At 48.9% G+C, this 15,498-nt stretch carries 16 protein-coding genes; 10 read left to right on the top strand and 6 right to left on the bottom strand.

Annotation, left to right across the window (positions count from 1 at the left end):
• Positions 1 to 6 precede the first annotated feature (6 nt).
• Positions 7 to 240, bottom strand: a complete 234-nt coding sequence (locus EKK48_11475) for a hypothetical protein (protein ID RTL42601.1) — start codon at positions 238 to 240, stop codon at positions 7 to 9.
• Between the two features lie 232 nt (positions 241 to 472).
• On the opposite strand from EKK48_11475, the gene EKK48_11470 reads away from it, so the two are divergent.
• From EKK48_11470 to EKK48_11460, 3 genes are all read left to right on the top strand, one after another.
• Complete coding sequence (locus EKK48_11470) at positions 473 to 874, top strand: transcriptional repressor (protein ID RTL42600.1); 402 nt, start codon at positions 473 to 475, stop codon at positions 872 to 874.
• A gap of 74 nt (positions 875 to 948) precedes the next feature.
• On the top strand, positions 949 to 1,446 hold the full coding sequence (locus tag EKK48_11465; GenBank protein RTL42599.1) for a rubrerythrin: 498 nt from the start codon (positions 949 to 951) through the stop codon (positions 1,444 to 1,446).
• Positions 1,447 to 1,466: 20 nt separating this feature from the next.
• Positions 1,467 to 2,030, top strand: coding sequence for an NADPH-dependent oxidoreductase (locus EKK48_11460; GenBank protein ID RTL42598.1), 564 nt, complete (start codon positions 1,467 to 1,469; stop codon positions 2,028 to 2,030).
• 137 nt (positions 2,031 to 2,167) lie between these two features.
• Here the strand turns inward: EKK48_11460 and rpiB are convergent, their stop codons facing one another.
• Positions 2,168 to 2,635 (bottom strand): ribose 5-phosphate isomerase B, encoded by a 468-nt coding sequence (gene rpiB, locus EKK48_11455; GenBank protein RTL42597.1) that lies wholly within the window; start codon positions 2,633 to 2,635, stop codon positions 2,168 to 2,170.
• 100 nt (positions 2,636 to 2,735) lie between these two features.
• Between rpiB and EKK48_11450 the strand changes: the two genes are divergently transcribed.
• Together EKK48_11450 and dacB are read left to right on the top strand one after the other, a co-directional pair.
• Positions 2,736 to 3,173 carry an acyl-CoA thioesterase gene (locus EKK48_11450; protein RTL42596.1) on the top strand — a complete coding sequence of 146 codons (438 nt, stop codon included), beginning with the start codon at positions 2,736 to 2,738 and terminating at the stop codon, positions 3,171 to 3,173.
• A gap of 102 nt (positions 3,174 to 3,275) precedes the next feature.
• Entirely contained in the window at positions 3,276 to 4,838 is a 1,563-nt protein-coding gene (dacB, locus tag EKK48_11445) for a D-alanyl-D-alanine carboxypeptidase/D-alanyl-D-alanine-endopeptidase (protein ID RTL42595.1), read from the top strand.
• 146 nt (positions 4,839 to 4,984) lie between these two features.
• Here the strand turns inward: dacB and EKK48_11440 are convergent, their stop codons facing one another.
• A complete protein-coding gene (locus EKK48_11440; protein RTL42594.1) occupies positions 4,985 to 5,530 on the bottom strand; it encodes a carboxymuconolactone decarboxylase family protein in 546 nt (181 codons plus the stop codon).
• A 244-nt stretch (positions 5,531 to 5,774) separates the two neighbouring features.
• On the opposite strand from EKK48_11440, the gene EKK48_11435 reads away from it, so the two are divergent.
• Positions 5,775 to 6,488: a GGDEF domain-containing protein gene (locus EKK48_11435; GenBank protein ID RTL42593.1), complete on the top strand. Its 714-nt coding sequence runs from the start codon at positions 5,775 to 5,777 to the stop codon at positions 6,486 to 6,488.
• 45 nt (positions 6,489 to 6,533) lie between these two features.
• Here the strand turns inward: EKK48_11435 and EKK48_11430 are convergent, their stop codons facing one another.
• Positions 6,534 to 7,724 carry a hypothetical protein gene (locus tag EKK48_11430; protein RTL42592.1) on the bottom strand — a complete coding sequence of 397 codons (1,191 nt, stop codon included), beginning with the start codon at positions 7,722 to 7,724 and terminating at the stop codon, positions 6,534 to 6,536.
• A gap of 214 nt (positions 7,725 to 7,938) precedes the next feature.
• On the opposite strand from EKK48_11430, the gene EKK48_11425 reads away from it, so the two are divergent.
• Positions 7,939 to 9,927, top strand: a complete 1,989-nt coding sequence (locus EKK48_11425; protein RTL42591.1) for a hypothetical protein — start codon at positions 7,939 to 7,941, stop codon at positions 9,925 to 9,927.
• A gap of 2 nt (positions 9,928 to 9,929) precedes the next feature.
• Here EKK48_11425 and EKK48_11420 read toward each other — a convergent pair whose 3' ends face one another.
• Positions 9,930 to 10,496 (bottom strand): tetratricopeptide repeat protein, encoded by a 567-nt coding sequence (locus tag EKK48_11420; GenBank protein RTL42590.1) that lies wholly within the window; start codon positions 10,494 to 10,496, stop codon positions 9,930 to 9,932.
• Between the two features lie 91 nt (positions 10,497 to 10,587).
• Between EKK48_11420 and EKK48_11415 the strand changes: the two genes are divergently transcribed.
• Positions 10,588 to 12,177 carry a tetratricopeptide repeat protein gene (locus EKK48_11415; protein RTL42589.1) on the top strand — a complete coding sequence of 530 codons (1,590 nt, stop codon included), beginning with the start codon at positions 10,588 to 10,590 and terminating at the stop codon, positions 12,175 to 12,177.
• 6 nt (positions 12,178 to 12,183) lie between these two features.
• Here EKK48_11415 and EKK48_11410 read toward each other — a convergent pair whose 3' ends face one another.
• Positions 12,184 to 12,420, bottom strand: a complete 237-nt coding sequence (locus EKK48_11410) for a hypothetical protein (GenBank protein ID RTL42588.1) — start codon at positions 12,418 to 12,420, stop codon at positions 12,184 to 12,186.
• Between the two features lie 235 nt (positions 12,421 to 12,655).
• On the opposite strand from EKK48_11410, the gene EKK48_11405 reads away from it, so the two are divergent.
• Positions 12,656 to 14,944, top strand: coding sequence for a sensor histidine kinase (locus EKK48_11405; protein RTL42587.1), 2,289 nt, complete (start codon positions 12,656 to 12,658; stop codon positions 14,942 to 14,944).
• Between the two features lie 10 nt (positions 14,945 to 14,954).
• Positions 14,955 to 15,356 (top strand): Rieske (2Fe-2S) protein, encoded by a 402-nt coding sequence (locus tag EKK48_11400; GenBank protein RTL42586.1) that lies wholly within the window; start codon positions 14,955 to 14,957, stop codon positions 15,354 to 15,356.
• Positions 15,357 to 15,498: the final 142 nt, after the last annotated feature.

Raw genomic sequence — 15,498 nt, 5'->3', positions numbered from 1 at the left:
CCACCTCTACTCTTCGATAAAACTCTCCCAGAATTCGGTGCGCTCTTTCCATGCGCAAGGCTTGTTGCCGCAGATCAAAGTGACTTTGGAACCTTTCGTTTCGAGCCCGGAGTCTCCGGCACCATCCCAGACTGAAGCAGTCATCTCAACAAACTTCTCAAACTCTTTGATGGGCTTCTTGCACTCGGGGCAAGTCATTTTCTTGTCCGCAATCGCTTGTTTAATAGTCTGTAGTGACATGCAACCTCCGAAACTGTACTGCCCGAAATAGCTGGGACCAACAAGCAGCCATTCGCTCCACGGGAGTCACAGACTATCGCAGTTGAAGCGGCAGAATCAATATATTGAATCTTCGCACTACATGAACGCCCCACATACCAGCTAAAATAAGGAAAGTATTGAATTTCGCGATCCACTGTTGACAAAGTCGCAACTTAGACTTATTCTAAGTACAGAAGGAGTCCAACCGGATATGACCAGTCACATAGAAGAGCTATTAACTACTCATGGCGTCAAGCCAACCGCTCAACGAGCTGTGATTGCTGAGTATCTTGTTGGCACTGATTGCCACCCGACTGCCGACGAAGTATTCCAGGCTGTATCAACAAAACTGCCTGTATCGCTTTCCAGAGCAACTGTTTACAACACACTGAACGCCCTGGTCGAGGCCGGAGTAATCAAGGAAGTCATCACTGACCCCGGTAGGGTTCGGTATGACGCGAACGTTTCCGATCACCATCACTTTGTAGATGTGAAAACCGGACAGGTGTACGACATAGACGCTCACAAAGTTTCAGCCCTGAAACTTGACCTGGCACCTGAATTTTCGGTCAACAGCTATCATGTGACGATTTTCGGCGAAGTCAAAAAGTAGCCAATTAAGTCAAAAATTTTTGCCCAGCAGTTAGATTGAATCTAACTTTGGACAGAGTTTACTGGAGTGAAATCATGAAAAAACTGGACAATTCAAAAACTGCAGACAATTTGCATTCAGCGTTTGCTGGGGAATCAATGGCAAACCGAAAATATCTCTATTTTGCAAAAGTAGCCAGAAAGTTAGGCAATGAAGAGATAGCCAGGCTATTTGAAGAAACAGCACATCAAGAAACCGGACATGCCTTTTCTCATCTTGAACTTCTCTACCCATCCAAAGACCTGACTATTGAACGCATCCTGGAACTGGCAATCGAGGGCGAGCTTTACGAAACGAATCAGATGTATCCGGAATTCGAAAGAACCGCTGTGGAAGAAGGAAAACTAGATGCAGCAGAAGAGTTCGTTGAACAAGGTGCAGAATCTGCGGAGCATGCAAAAATTTTCGAACAAGCCGCAAAACGTTTCAAGGCGCTGACCCTGGTCGAACGGTATCATGCCAACAAATATCAAAAAGCTCTGGAAAAGGTGCAGCAATCAACTGAACCAGAAGTGACAGCTAAAGCCTCGTAAGCATCAAAGGAGAGTAACTAATGAAGTCCGAATATCTGGTTATCAGTTGCAGTTTGAATCCGGAAAGTAACAGCCGAAAAATGGCCCTTTCTGCTTTCGAAATTCTCAACCAGCGCGGCGGTGCCGAATGGCTGGATTTGCGAGAATACGAGCTGCCCTTATGCGACGGTGGTTCCGCATACAGTCACAAAAATGTTGAAGTGGTGGCACAAAAAATAAGAGATGCAAAATGCATCCTGCTCGGCGTGCCAATCTATAACTTTGACGTGAACGCGGCAGCCAAAAATCTGATCGAATTGACAGGTCGAGCGTGGACAGAAAAGGTAGTAGGTTTCCTCTGCGCTGCCGGCGGTAAATCAAGCTACATGTCTGTAATGTCTCTCGGGAACAGTTTGATGCTGGATTTCAGATCGCTTATCATTCCCCGCTTCGTTTATGCCGACGGTTCTTCATTCGACGACAATGCAGTCAGTGATGCTCTGGTTAAAACTCGCATCGAAGAATTAGTGGAGACAGCAATCGGACTGACACATCAAGTGAATGAGCAAGCCAACAGAGCAAACCCGACCTCTAAGTCGATGTAACCAGGTAGAAGCAAAGGAACGTAGGCAGTTCGAACCAAATCGAACTGCCTTTTCCTTGCTTCGAGCCAACACTGCGTCGGCCAGCACTGATAGTGCCACCATTTTTCCATCAAGAATTAGCGAATGGCCGGACGGCCTTATTTCAGTTGTCCGGCATACTTGAGTTCAAGTTCATGCACTTTCGATAAGCGTCGAACATGTCTTTCGAGTCCCGAGAATTTCGCATTCAGAAAAGTTTTGACAATTTCCAGAGCGAGTTGATGACCAATTACTCTGGCGCCCAGGCACAGAACATTTACATCATCATCTTCTCGGCCCTGGTGAGCCGAAAATGTGTCATGACAGAGCCCAGCGCGAATTCCGGGCATTTTATTGATAGCAACGCAGGCACCAACCCCGCTACCACAAATCATGATACCAAGATCCGCCTTGCCATCCAGAATTGTCTGACCGACCTTCGCAGCGTAGTCAGGATAATCGACAGAATCAGCACTGAAAGTACCGACATCAATCACGTCATATTTCTGCTGTTCGAGAAAATCGCGAACGACATCTTTCAGCTCGTACCCGCCATGGTCGGCACCTATAACAATTCTGCTTGCCATTGCTCCTCCAACATCAAGATGCCCGACAATCATAACGCACCGGCTCCTCCTCATGTAGACTAAGAAGCGCCCCACACTCCAGCTTGTCGAGGGATAACAAATGGAAACTGCCGGCTACCTTGGCATTCAGATGAAAATAAAGGTGAGAACATATGACATCGACTCTGCTGGTCACGTGTCAAACATCGTCTATTTTCGCTGGCTTGAAGACCTCCGTCTCCAGCTCTTCGAAGAACACTTCTCCTTTGAAGAGTTCGTCGACCAGGGCTACACTCCTGTGATAGCCGCGTCCAGCATCGAGTACAAAAGGGCAATCAGATTGTTCGACAAGCCAGTTGGGCACATGTACTTGACCGAAATTCGCGCAGCAAGCATCAAGTTTTATGGCGAAATTTATGTTGACGACCAGCTAACCACCAGAGCAACTCACACGGGAGTCTTTGTCGACAGTGAAACGATGAAGCCGCGCCGTACCCCGACGGTAGTCATAGACAAATTCAGAAGAGCTCAAGAAGAAGAAGCTAAGAACAAAGCCTAGTGCCGATCTCATCAAAACGATTTGATAAAATCTTGCCGACGATTCGGACAGAATGTCTCGACCGTGACATACTTATTGAGAAGAATAAAAGTGCAGTAATCATTGGAAACCGTCATAACTAAGCGCCTTTCAATAGTATTTTCATTAATTCTGTTAATCGTCGGCTCAGTCCCCTGCCGAGCGACCACAGCAGCGCCACAGACTCTGGAAGGCGTGCTAGGAGGCTGGCTCAAAGCGCAGACTCTGCAGCACTCGAACGTCGGCGTAGAAGTAATGGAATTGCCATCAGGCAAAGTTCTTTATTCATATAACGGTCGCAAGCGATTCGTACCTGCATCTACAGCAAAGGTATTCACTACCGCTTGCGCCTTTGAAACACTTGGCGGTGCCTATACATACAAAACGCAGCTATTGTCAGCGGGCACCACAACTGACGGCAGGTTGCACGGTGACCTGGTGATCAATCCCTCACAGGATCCAAGTCTGTCACGTGACGACATCAGACAACTGGTGTCAAAAATTGATACGAAAAAAATACACACGGTTGACGGCCGCGTGCGGCTAGCTAAGACGCCGGGCGGCTTCGAACAATATCTGCCCGGTTGGCTGGTGGAAGATTTCGGTCAGATATACATGCCGGTGTGCTCCAACTTCGTCATCGATCACAACATCGCTCAGGGTGTTTCAGCCATGAAAGGCATGAAAGTTTTCGACATGAGCTCTACATATGAGATCAATGCCCTGACGCGCAGCCTGATGAAAGCTGACGTAGCATCGGCATGGTTGACTTATGATCCTGGCAACAAAACAATTCGCACATACTGCGGGGATGGGACCAGTCAAAAAAGCCCTCTGATGATTGCAGACCCAGATGAATATAACGTCGCCATCGTAGAGCAAGCGCTTGCCGATCGAGGCATCCATGTTGAGAAGAATGCACTCATGTCACGAGACAAGAGCAATACCAGTGATGGTGCGACAACATTGCTTGCCGAGCATGTTTCCAATCCGCTCTCCAAAATCTGCACCATCACACTGCATGAAAGCGACAATCTCTACGCGCAGCAGCTCTTAAGAACACTGGGCATGCTGACGCCGGAGCAGATGGAAAAAAGCAAAAACAAAGAAGACGACACGACTCTTGAACAACGAGGACTGTATCGACTGACGACCTGGCTGGCGTCAGTGGGCGTGCCGCCAAACGAAGCAGTCATATTGGACGGGTGTGGTTTGACACGTAAAAACGGTATCACGCCGCATGCACTTAATACGGTGCTGAAACATATGGCAGGACCGACGCTGAACGGACCGTATCTCTCATTGCTGAAGAATGGTGATAATTACAGATACAAGACGGGCTCGATGGACACGGCAAGGTCAATTACCGGTGTCGTCACGACTGCAGGCGGACAGAGCCTTGCAGTGACGATCATGGTCAATAATCACACTCCATCCATCAAAGATTTGCGCAGCGCACTGGGCGAATTGGTAAACATCGTGGGTCGCATCAAAACAATCACCATTAAAGAGCCGGGAAAACCCGAAGTTACGGAGATGCCTACTTCTGATGTAAACGGACCGGTTTTAATCACTATGGCAAGCCCGGCTCCTGCAGCACCACGTCACGCCACCCGACATTCCTCTCATAAACGGCGCAAGCACTAAATCAACAAAATCGCGCGATAAAAAAGTACGCAGAAAAAATGCGGATGATAATCCATCCGCATCTCTCAATATTCACTTAGTTCAAGACACTAGCGAATCAGCCATTGAGAATGTTTCTCCCTCAAGCAGTTCGCTGCCTGAGTTGCTTAAGCTGGGAACAACAACGGCACCTTCGGGAAATCGTTTTCTGTTTTGGCGATCAAATTGAAGTAGTTCGTGAATACATTCAGAGCGGTATTCGCTATCAATTCAGCAATTTCACCATCTGTGTAACCGGCTGCATGCAAATCTGCAATGTCTGAGTCCTGAACATCAGCTTTGCGCAAAAGAATGTTACGAACGAAGGTCAAACCGACGTCTGCTTTAGCATCAGCAGACTGTGATTGGCGAGCCTTAACCTGCTCATCGTCACTCAAGCCAACACTCTTCGCAATGGCTGTATGTGCAGACAGACAATATTCGCAGTGGTGAATTTCTGCCGCACTGATTGCAATTCTCTCGCGCATATGAGCATCAAGAGCACCGTGGGACAACGCTTCACTCATCGCCAGGTAAGCGTTGACGGCGGCTGGTGAATTTCCCATCAACGCGAAAATATTAGGCACTCTGCCCATCTTGGCCTGAATCTTGTCTAACGCTTCTTTCGTAGCACCTGACGCGGTCGCCTGGTCAACTGGTTTCAATCGAGTCATTTCATTTCTCCAAAGTAAGTACCTTCGCGGACGCGAAAGTCGATGATAGGCAGAACAAAAGCGTTCCGCACACCGTTTCGAGAACCAATAATACAAGTTCCTCAAATTGGGTTAATTAAGCGACGGCAGAAATTTCTACTTTATTCAACAAAACGTGTCCAAGCTCGGACTGAGCCGGGACTACGCATTCTGAAAAAGCTAGAGTATAATTCGACAACACTATGGAAGCAGCGAGGCACATCTGATGGCACCCGGCCCTAGAGATCAAGACCAACCCGTAATGGGCAGAGAGTCAATTTTCCGTAAGAAGCTCAATCAGCTTCGTACAGAAGGGCATTTGAATGCGCTGCCGAGCTCAGATAGCGTGCGGCGCACACGGGAGCTCGAGAAAAGTAATTACCTCGACAACCTGCATAACACCTTGATTCAGACGGATCCGGTAGAAATGGATCGCCTGACTCTGCTCGACCAGGTAACAGAACTCTACAATCACAAGTCAATTGTGAGAATTATCAAAGATGAGCTGAAGCGCTCGCGCCGTTACAAGTACGGCACGACCGTGGTCATGCTACGCGTCGATGGATTCGACGAAATTGCCGGCCGGTTCGGTAATTTGGCATCCAACGGGGTTCTCAAGGGAACGGCGAACTTCCTCATGAATACTATTCGTGACGTAGATATCCCCGGTCGCTTCGATGGCAACACTCTCGTCATCATCTGCCCCCAGACAGACTTGGCTGGCGCCTCCGTCCTTGCAGAACGTATTCGTTCGAAGATCTTCACTGAAAGAATTTCGGATATCGGGCAGAACTGGACAGTCACTGTCAGCATGGGACTGGCGGCTTATCCAGTCAGCGGTCAGAAAGAAGAAGAACTCTTCAGAGCCGCCACTAATGCTATGCATGATGCGATCCGACGCGGTGGAAACACCTATTCACTGTCTGAATTGCAGCAATAAGACCTTGCAGTAAGCCTTTCAGGCTCACCAGGGCAACCGAAGGGTTTACGTCCAGCCGAGGCTCTTCAACATTTCGTTGAAATCGCCGCGGGTCCATAGCCAGCTGTGAAGTGCGAAGATTGCCTGTTCAGCGCTCATCTTCTGCTCTCCTAGCATCTCCAGGGTGCGTTCGACGGCTGCCAGTGTGGGCTTATCGATCAAATTCTTAGATAGAAGCACCTGAGGCAAAGGGTTGCCGGTGCTGTGACTGAGTGCGCGCGCTATAGTCATTTCCTTGCCAGGAACTATGCCAACCAGCCTGATCAGCTCAGCAAACTCCAGCGTCGGTGGCGGCGCTTCCTTCTCGTCCTTTTTCTTGACTTCAGCAAGCGCCTTAGCAATCGGAATATCGTGCAATCGAAGCATTTTCACAACCTCGGCACCCTGCTTTGGCGTGATTTCGAAAGTATTGACCATGGCTTGCATTTGCAGTGCTTGATCAAGAGTAGCCTGGGTGATCAATCGAGCATCGACCAGAACCTGACCAATAGGAATGTCATCAACCAGACCCTTTTCGACCGAGGAGAGCAAATCGATGTCGGAGACCATCTCCGCCATCATCAAGAGTTCGCCCAGTCGAACTGTCTTGGCAGTCTTCTGTTGTAAGAATCCGTGGAAATCTAGAGATTCTTCAATGCTGGTATGACGTTCTGCTGCAGATTTAAGCGCGGCGACGGCCTGGTCGCGGTTGATTTTCTTATCCCGCACGAGGATCTGCGAAGAGACAGCGGCGTTTGCCACTGAATCGGAGATGATTCCCTTCAAAACCAAAATGCGACCCAGAGGCAGCCCAGTTGAAAAGCAAGTCTGTAAAGCTTCGTCGATGGTATCGCCATTGACCAAACCAGAATCTTTCAGCAGCTGCCCCAGCCTGTTTGTAAGTTCATAGTATTCTGAACGCCATCCTAAATTGGATAGAGCATCGTCCAGCGAGGCACCAGTTGTCGCAAGCGCTTGCAACGCCTTGATTGCCATATCAACGGTAAGGAAGTTATCTCGAATCAGCGACTGAGCACGAAGCGCCGACTGAAGCTTTTCGTCAGTCAAAAAGCCAGACCCTACAAGAACTCGCCCGACTGGCAGCCCAGTTTTAGTAGAAATCGGAATGGCATCAGCGAGATCTGCCAGTTCGATAAGCCCCGATTTGACCAGCAAATCGCCAATGAGAATTTTAGGAGTTCGTTTGTTTGTAACCATAACCCGTGTTCCGAACGAATTGCGTAAGCATAGCAATTCTGCGCACGAGATGCATCACTACAAAATATACTGACATCACTTGTCAATTACACCGTATTCGGTGCGCGTGGAGAGAGGTAAACTTCGCCGAAGCAACTTTATCGCACCATATGCGGTGCCTGAAAAGACAACCTCAGGGTACAGCTGGACAGACCAGCTACAGCCGTTGGAGCCGTTGCCAATATCTGCCGTCGGTTGTACGATTAGAGTGGCGATGGGAACATCATACAAACCAGGTCACGATTGCGTGATTGAACAAGAACTTCAACCGAAAACCGAGTTGGAGCGGGCGTTTGTGCAGGCCCGCAGTTGGGAACCGATGCACTCATGGCGTCGCGGAACGTCTGATTTGCGTTCCGGGCGATTGAGTGCGGCGACCGGCATCTATCTGGCTCTTGTGCGCAGTTACGCCCTAATTGGACAAACTGAAGAATGCGAAACGACTCTCAAATGCCTTGACCAGTACCTGTCATCGTTCACGGCCACAGACATTTTAAGCGCTATTCGCGTGTTGTGTAGCATCATGGTGGAGTTGCAAGATGAAACAGAAGAATCCTTCAAGCGAGAATTATTGCAAAAATGTCTGACAAAGTCTGCAGTGGCTTTTACTGCACAGATTAAAGAGAACAAGTTAGCCGTAACAGACGCCCTCTCATTAATAAAGAAATCTTCTGACCTCGACGTGATCAACGATCACTTGAATAGTCAAAAACTTGCAAAACTTTCCGAAGCAATTGAGGCATTCAAAAGCAAGAAGAGCAATAAGCGAATGCCCACCGAGGCTTGCAATTCTGAATCTGAATCTGAATCTGAATCTGAACCGGAACCGGAATCGGAATCGGACTCGGACTCTGAACCTGACTTAGAATCAATGGCAGACCTAGAAGCTATATTCAAGGCAGCACAGTTTGAGCACAGTCCAGTGGACGGTGTAAGGATTCTAAGTGATTTAGCTGTGACCTTACTGGATGAAGGAAAGATTTGGCAAGCCAAAATTGTTTGCCAACAAGTACTTAATAGTTTGCCAGCCTCTTCTAGAACAGGTACATCCAGCTCAGACGGCCTCATGATGGAACTTCTATCCGCGCTCGGTTACAAACTGTTTGTTCGAGACCTCAAAGAAGAAGCCTGCGAATTTTTCTTTGAGGCAGTTTGCGCAAGTATTCGAGCTCGGAGATTCGAAAAATCAACGAATGAAGAAATCATGGAGATGGCAATTCAAGGACTAACATCGAAACAATACGCTCTTTGGGCAGCAAAGCTAGAGGACGTTTTGAAATTACTTGCCCTACAAGCTGACGAATCGGACGCATTTGCTATTACTCACAGTCAGACGACATTGCATCATCGATTGCTTAGTGCGCTTGCCAACGGAGACGAAAAGCTTGATCTGCAGTGCATAGCAAGCATGAATACACTTGTCGAGCTCTGCCGAAATTCGATCGGTTCGCCGTTCTTTATCGACATATTGCCATACATTGCTGAATTGCTTCAGGCACGCATCAACAAACAGTATGTGCCGGGTGTACTGGATGTTCTCTGGAACGGTGCCTTCAATTCTCCACTTGTAAAAATCTATAATCACTACATACAGCCACTATTAATCATCACAGAGCAGCAGCTTGGAAGCAGCACACCAAAATCTTACAAGTACTATTCGCACATCTTCGAAGAGCTCAAAAAATCCGGACTGGAAAGTCAGCAGCTGATCGTCTTCTGGCGAATTTTAATTGGACTAAGAGAATCAGTCGATGGTCACAACTCGCCCAGTTTGCTTCCACTTTTATCAGCACTCGCGTCACAGTATGCTCGCGTTAACGCTGTCAGAGATGCGCTCGACATTATAGAGCGAGTTCAGCTCATGAATCTGAGCGATTTGAGTGGCATCAACTGCGGTGCCAGCACCATCCCAAGCTACGTCGAAGCTTTAGTAAATCTAACAGCAATCGATCTTCGAATGCCGCACGTCAATCGGGGCAGGTTGGTCTTTTATGACGAGATCAAAAATATAGTCAAAGCAAATGCGCAACACGAAAGAGTAGCAGAAGAGATAAGACTCGTTCTTTGCGAGGCAATCAGCAAATTCTCCAAACCAAACAATTTTTGGGCGCACTCAAAACTTTTACCTGCGTTAGACACAATACTGGCCGAATCAAGCAACTAGCATTACGGATTTGCTTTGCTACGAATATTTCTTGCACGTTGCTCCAGAGCAGATGCCTCAGTGCCCCGGTTTTCCTTACGCAGAAAGCGCGCATAATCGTCGAGCGCTTGCGCGACGCGTTCGTCATCAGCACCATAAGCAGACTCCTTGATTTTCAGCGCACGTTTGAAAAGTACTTCCGATTTATCAGGTCGACCATGACCAAGATACATCCAGGCGAGGTCCGGCATCCAATCTGCAAAGCGTGTGCTGTTCGGTCCAGCTAATCCTTCCATTGTTCTCATAGCTAATTCGTACAGGCGTTCTGCTTCGAAAGAGTTGTGCTTTTTATCGTTGACCAGAGCAAGCTTGCAAAGACAAGTTACCATGCCTGGCTCGACCGCCTTACTTGATTCTGCCTGCTTGAGAGCTTCCGTCCACTTAGTTTCCGCTTCATCAAAATTGCCGCTATCGTATGCCTGTTGAGCATCAGAACTGATTTGCGCCCAATCTCCATCGGCCCAGACCAACTGTGCACCGCCGACAATGGCAATGGAAAGCAAAACTGTTGTCAGTCGAAAGTCGAACATCAAAACCTCTACATAGTTTTTACCACCTCATCAGAGGTTGTGCATCCCTCACTCCTTAATCGGAACCGTCGCAGGGCGTTTAAGGCATCAAATGAAAAGGGTAAATTTTGAGAGTACCAGTGTGACCTGTATGCGCTCTGCAATTTTCATTTCTGTTGCTTTATCTCTATCCGTGGTCCTTTCGTCGGGACTGCTGGTCGGAGCACAACAGCAATTTCCAAGTAGTAGGCAACAACGGCAAGGTGTGCCGAGTTTGCCGGGTCGAAGCCAGCCCGACATACGATCTGCCAGCGCACAAGCCATGCCGGGCGGCCCTGGACTAAGCCTGTCAGGCTCATCATCTGCCGCAGGGCAAGCCGCTCGACAGGAGCTCAGCCAGATTCTCGGCAATTCGGTCCAGATGCTCAAAGCCGGTCGACCAATGGACGCTGTCACCTACTTGCAGCAAGCAAGAAGTCGATTTCCAGAATCTGCAGAAATTCAGTTCCAGATTGGCAACGGCTATTCGGATGCCAAAAACTATCCCGCAGCGATCAATGCATACACAGACGCCTTACGTCTTCAGCCGCGCTTTCCAGCAGCCGTCCTCAATGCCGCTTACGCATATGTCAACGCCGGTGAATACGACAACGCAATGCCCTGGTTTAATCGATACTTACGCGAATATCCCAACGCAACAAATTTAGCCGAAGCTAAATCGCAAATGCTGAAAGCGCAGGCAGCCCAGGCATCCAAAGCGAAACGCTTTTATGACGCTAAAAAACTTCTGGAACAAGCCTGCCAGATCAATCCAACCTCTCACACTATGCACTTCAAGCTGGCTGGGGCCTGCGACGAACTCGGCGACACACAGCGAGCCATTCGTGAATACGAAACTTGTTTGCGGTTAAAACCAGATTTTTCCCCCGCAATATTCAACATGGCGGGTTGTTATCAAACCTTAGGGCGCACCGATGACGCCGTCGCGTGGTTCCAAAAGTATCTGGTTGCCGAACCGAATGCAGCTGACCGGCCCACGATCGAACACATGATCGCCAAACTGCAAGAAAAAGGTTCGCAGCTCAGCGCAGATCCCCACACTGCCGACTACATGGAATCCATAACCGAAAACGGCAAATACTATCGCTGGCCGCTCAACCGTTTACCACTAAAGGTCTTTGTTGGGAGCGGCTCCACGGTTCCAAACTTCAAAGAGGGATATCGAAGCGGTTTTCTCGAGGCTCTCAGTTCCTGGTCCACTGCGTCCCAGAACAGATTGACATTTTTGCTGGTTCCAACGCCCGATGGTGCGGACATCACCTGCGATTGGACGGCTAACCCTTACGAGGTCAGACAGACCGGCACAGACGTAGAGCAAGGCGTTTGCTTTATGCAAGCATTTACGAACAAGCGCACACGCACGGGCGACGAGTTCATTGCAACAGCGCGGTTGAGAATCTGCACTATCGACCGGGAAACCGAAAAACCGCTCGGCGAAGACGATATGAAGAAGACCTGCCTCCATGAGCTGGGGCACGCTCTCGGTCTGAGAGGGCATTCGAGCAACAATCACGACATCATGTTTTACTCGGTCTCGCCCACGGTCTGGCCAGTCCTATCCAAGAGAGACAAAGCAACTTTGCTCAGGCTCTACGAATCCTACCCACAACAGAGCGCGGCTGCACCAGCGCAGCCAATATGACTGAGATTAGAGCCACCCTGCCGTCAGTTTGCTGTCGAGCGGTTGCTCGACCGAACTGTCGTAATGATGTCTGGGTCGCGGTCGGCTCGATTTGGAGTCACTAATCAAATCAAAATTGCCGGAGGGCATGCTCTCAGACACAAGCTCATTCCTGCCGGTAATTTCGCCCACCAGACGGGAACTGGCGGAAACAACGGCTGGAGCGGCTGCGGTTAATATCAACGCGATTGCCAGTCTTTTCATAATCAAACTCCACTTATAGCGGCACGGAAACCGCAGTTCGCCGGCATCAGCTATGTCGTCAAACGATGTCCTTTGGTTCCACAATCCTGGAGGAATGCTGAAAACCAATCCAGACAGCCTCTTCCGGCACAGACTTAATCTCGCGAAGGTTATTCACGGGGGGCAAAATGGGCAACTATTGAGCAAAGGGTACATATTTACTAGTTTGAAAAATACCAGCTCATGACCGACTGCGTTGGTCCGGCGGACGTTCGTTTACCCCTGGCAGATGTTTATGGACCACGAAGACCCAAAATCGGAACCTGAGCCTGAAAAAAACGATAACGACGCAACTATCGTCGAAAGCGACGAGGTTTGTCCGGAAACAGACACGCAAGGGCTGATAAATGAGAATAACAAACTCAAGCAACTCATCTCGGAGCTAGAAGCGCGCGTAGCCGAGCAAGAGCGCACAATCGCTATTCACAAGCGAGTCGAGAATCAGTTCACCCAGTTACATGTGCTGACGGCTGAACTGAAGGCATCCAGTCAGAGGCTGGTGAAGGCGCGCGACCAGGCAGTAGAAGCTTCGAAGTTCAAATCTCAGTTTCTCGCTAACATGAGCCATGAGATTCGCACTCCCATGAATGCCCTGATCGGAGTCAGCGATCTGATGTTGCGCACACATCTGACACGCGAGCAGCAAGAATATGCAAACATGATTCGCGACTCAGCCGCGGCTTTACTCGCTATAGTCAACGATATTCTGGATTTTTCAAAAGTCGAAGCGGGAAAAGTTCAGCTCGAATTATGTGATCTAGACCTCGTGCAACTCGTCGAAGGCGCCGCAGAATTACATGCGGAAAAAGCGCATCAGAAAAAACTATCGCTGATGACATTCATCCAGCCGCAGTTGGAGCGCTCCTTACGCGGCGATCCGACTAGACTGCGGCAGATCATCCTGAATCTAATCAGCAACGCCATCAAATTCACAGATAGTGGTGAGGTGTTCATACACGCTATGGCTGAATCAAACGACGGACATGATTTCGTCAAGATTCTCGTCCGTGATTCAGGCATCGGTATGTCGCCAGAGGTCCAAAAGCAAATATTCAGCCCCTTCACACAAGCGGATAATTCTGTCAGCCGCAAATATGGTGGCACCGGTCTGGGGCTTTCAATATGCAACAAACTGGTCGAGCTGATGGGCGGCACAATTGGTTTGGAAAGCCAGGAAGGTAAAGGCACATCAATCTGGTTTACCTTTCCTCTAGAGAAAGCAAATGAGCAGGCGAAACTGGAAATTCCAGAAAACATTGCTGAAATTCGCATGCTCATAGTAGACGGGCCGGGCAGTTCCACAAAAGTAGTTAGCGCATATGCCAAACACTGGGGCATCAAATGCGATACCGCTGAAAGTAGCGGAGTTGCACATGCCTTGCTGAAATCAGCTTTTGACAAAGGGCAGCCATACAATGTTGTATTGATTGAAAGTTCTCTGTCTGACATGAAAGCGGACGAGTTCGCCGATAGATTCGTCAATGAGAAATACGCCGGCGACACGAAAATCATCCTCTTCAATTCGACCGGACCGTCTGCAGCGCCCAACTCATTCCACAATTTCTCCGGCTACTTAACTGCACCACTGCGCCAATCAATGCTGCTCGAAAGTATTTTGAAAACGACCGTAATTGCACGCGAACCCGAGCAAAAGATTGAAAGCAACAGCACAAGCGCGCCGCAGAGGGTCGACTCATCCAGCAGACGTATTTTGATTGCCGAAGACAACCACGTCAACCAACGTGTGGCAGTGCTGCAACTGCAACAAATCGGCTTCCATGCTGATGTGGTGTCAAATGGTGAAGAAGCGCTCGCGGCAGCAGTTAACAACAAATACGACCTTATCTTCATGGATTGTCAGATGCCTGTCATGGACGGGTTCCAGGCAACACGCGAAATACGCAAAGCTGAAATTCGCACCGGACGGAAAGTTCCAATTGTTGCGATGACCGCACATGCAATGGAGGGCGATCGCGAAAAGTGCCTGGCTGAAGGCATGGACGACTATCTGAGCAAGCCCGTCAATCCAACGGTATTAAGCGAAATACTACAAAAGTGGTTGCAAGTTCCTCTGGTTCAGCCCGAGCCAGCACCGAAAGAAGAATACATTCCAAGGCGGTATTGGGATCCTGATTCTGAGCCGCCGCTCGATATCGAAAAGCTCAAAGAACTTTGTCCAGAATACGACGACACAAAACGAATGATCGAAATGTTCATGACGAGCGCCGAGCGATTGCTAAAAAACTTGAACGCGGCTATACAAGACCATGACCCCATCAAGATCCGCTCAGTCGCATACGAACTCACAGGTGCATCCAACTCTGTAGGCGCAGATGAACTGGCTGCGGTAGCTGAGTGGCTGCAAAAGGTGTGCCTGGAGAAAAACTGGACGCAATGCAAAATCCTTTTAGAAACCTTTCGTCAAGCCCTTGAAGTGATCAGCGACTATTCAGAACACCAGGAACCTGTGGAAGCACAGGTCTGATTGGAGATTTATGGCGTATATTCCGGTAGCAAAAACAGATGAAATAGCACAGGGCAAAGGCATTTGCGTTAAAGTCGGCAGGAAAAGTATTGCCCTCTTCAATGTGGACGGCAACTTTTATGCACTCGACGACTTTTGTCCACACAAAGGTGCACCGCTCGCCGGAGGATACTTGAGCGCAACAGATGTGACATGCCCGTGGCACGGCGCTTCATTCGACTTAGCCACCGGCAATGGTGTTGCCGGTCCATGCGGGGGAGGCGTGACATCGTATCCGGTGAATGTCAATGGCGACGATATCGAAATTTCCTTTGAAGAATCATCAGGAAAATTCTCGGACGACGAAGATGAATATGATTTTGAGCAAGATGAAGACGAAGAGCCGGTTGAAGACAGCTTCGAAAACGAATAGAGAATAAGGCTTAAGATTTCAGCGATGGATTTTAATAATCCGGCGAGCAGAAGAAAGCTCCGAAACGCCTACTCTCAGCACGTTCCAGATAGTTTACGGCTGTGGTTGACGAACTTAGACCGACCGGTCTAATATAGTGCCA

Source organism: Candidatus Melainabacteria bacterium, from assembly GCA_003963305.1.
In the GTDB taxonomy this organism is placed as follows: domain Bacteria; phylum Cyanobacteriota; class Vampirovibrionia; order Obscuribacterales; family Obscuribacteraceae; genus PALSA-1081.
Note: the sequence above shows the minus strand (reverse complement) of the source record. Positions and strands in the feature narration are given on the sequence as shown.